This is a genomic window from Gordonia paraffinivorans NBRC 108238 (assembly GCF_000344155.1).
Taxonomy (GTDB): Bacteria; Actinomycetota; Actinomycetes; order Mycobacteriales; family Mycobacteriaceae; genus Gordonia; species Gordonia paraffinivorans.
This window is the reverse complement of the sequence record NZ_BAOQ01000082.1, coordinates 1-1,722: the sequence shown is the minus strand read 5'-3', so window position 1 is coordinate 1,722 and position 1,722 is coordinate 1. Positions and strand designations below refer to the sequence as shown.

Below are 1,722 nucleotides of genomic sequence, written 5' to 3'. Positions count from 1 at the left end.
ACGTCGGTGGCTGGCTGCTGCAGCATTTCTGGTGGGGCTCGGTGTTTCTGATCAACGTCCCGGTCGGTGTCGCCGCCCTGGTTGCCTGTGTGGTGCTGTTGCCCGAATCGGTCGACCCGCATGCACCGGCGTTGGACTGGCTCGGGATCCTCACCGCCGTGCCCGGTACGGCGGCGCTGGTATTCGGCATCATCCAGGCTCCCGCGTACGGGTGGACCGATCCCGTCGTGCTCGCGGCTCTGGCGGCCGGTGTGTGGCTGATCGCGGGATTTCTGGTGTGGGAAAGCCGTGCCCGCGACCCATTGGTCGATCTGGCACTGTTCACCAATCCGGCCTTCACCTGGCCCACCCTGGCCGCAACCGCGGGCACCTTCACCCTGGTCGGCGTGCTGTTCGTGCTGCCGCAATACCTGCAGATACTGCGCTACCACGACGCCTTCGGCACCGGCCTGCGCTTGGTGCCTCTGGTGCTGGCGATCATCGTCGCCGCAGCCGCTGTGGACAAGATCGTGACCCGACTCGGCGCCAAAATCCCGATCGCCACCGGCATGGTGATCGCCGCGGCCGGATTCGTGCTCGCATCCCGCATCACCGTCGACTCCGGCTACGGCTTCGTCGCGGTGTGCCTGGCGACCGTGGGCCTGGGAGCCGGGCTGGCGTTGGCGCCGGCGAAGTCGGCCGGATCTGTGGTCGGGGTGATGCGATCGAGCAGCGCTTGGGCCGCAGGGACACGTGCTCGGGCATGTTCGCTCAGGTCGTCCAGTGCTCGACCACCTTTTCCCAGGTGAAGCTCACAGGTTCTGTTCCGGTCCAGGTATCCCAGAATCGGGGATCGTCGGATTGCGGTCGTTGCGCGCTCTCCAAGTTCCGGATCTCGACCAGGGTCGGAATTTCGGCAGCCCAGCCCATCAGAATCGCCTGACGAGGGGCAAGTGAGGGGAGCTCGTGCAGCAGGTCTCCCAGCGAATCGGGCACGAGACGTGCGACCAGCTCCTGATCGCGGTCGTTGACGAGACGGTGGAGTAAGAAGCTGTTGCATTGAGAAAGCACGGTCTGAGACAACGCAGACGGGCGCTGTGAGGACAGGACGAGGCCGAGACCGAACTTGCGTCCTTCACGAGCAATCCGGTTGAAAGTCTCCCGGCAGAGATCCGCAGTGGTCGGAATCTCCGCCCCGCTCGATGCTGCGGAGACAAAATTGTGTGCTTCCTCCAGGACGAGGACCGTCGGCAAGATAGTGCCTGTGCTCTCACGTAGGTGCTGGAGCGCTTCCATCGTGAGCCGGCCGATCACGGCCACGGCTGTGTGCATCACTTCGGTCGCCAACAACGACAAGTCGACAACCGTGATCTCTCCGTTCGCGCAAGTTTCGTCGCCGAGGAGCCGCCGCAGCCAATCCTCCAAGGTCTCCTTGCCTGCGGGCGCGATGATGGGCTTATGGCGAAGATCGCCGACCAACCCCTTCACCCGAAGAAGGAAGGAAGACGCGTATCCAGCGTCGCGCTGGAGTAGTGCCCCATAGAGTGGTGTAACTCGGTGGCCGAGTTCGTTATCGACGTCGTGTCGTTAACGGATGCAGAGCGGCCACCGCGTGATCCTTCGAGTCAACCTTCCACAGAATCCTCGAGGAGTCATCGCGATGACCGCACCCCATATTGTCGACAGTGAGGATGGGGTTGGCATCCCCGGGTGGAGGTCTGACTCGATTGTCGACGGGGGTCA

Annotated in this window: 2 protein-coding genes; one reads left to right on the top strand and one right to left on the bottom strand. The window is 63.6% G+C overall.

All coding sequences use genetic code 11. The features are described from left to right. On the top strand, positions 1 to 788 hold a 788-nt coding region (locus GP2_RS20715; RefSeq protein WP_006902609.1), incomplete at its 5' end, for an MFS transporter. Here GP2_RS20715 and GP2_RS20710 read toward each other — a convergent pair. Beyond that, positions 751 to 1,467 carry an ATP-binding protein gene (locus tag GP2_RS20710; RefSeq protein WP_051997292.1) on the bottom strand — a complete coding sequence of 239 codons (717 nt, stop codon included), beginning with the start codon at positions 1,465 to 1,467 and terminating at the stop codon, positions 751 to 753. The genes GP2_RS20715 and GP2_RS20710 overlap by 38 nt on opposite strands. Positions 1,468 to 1,722: the final 255 nt, after the last annotated feature.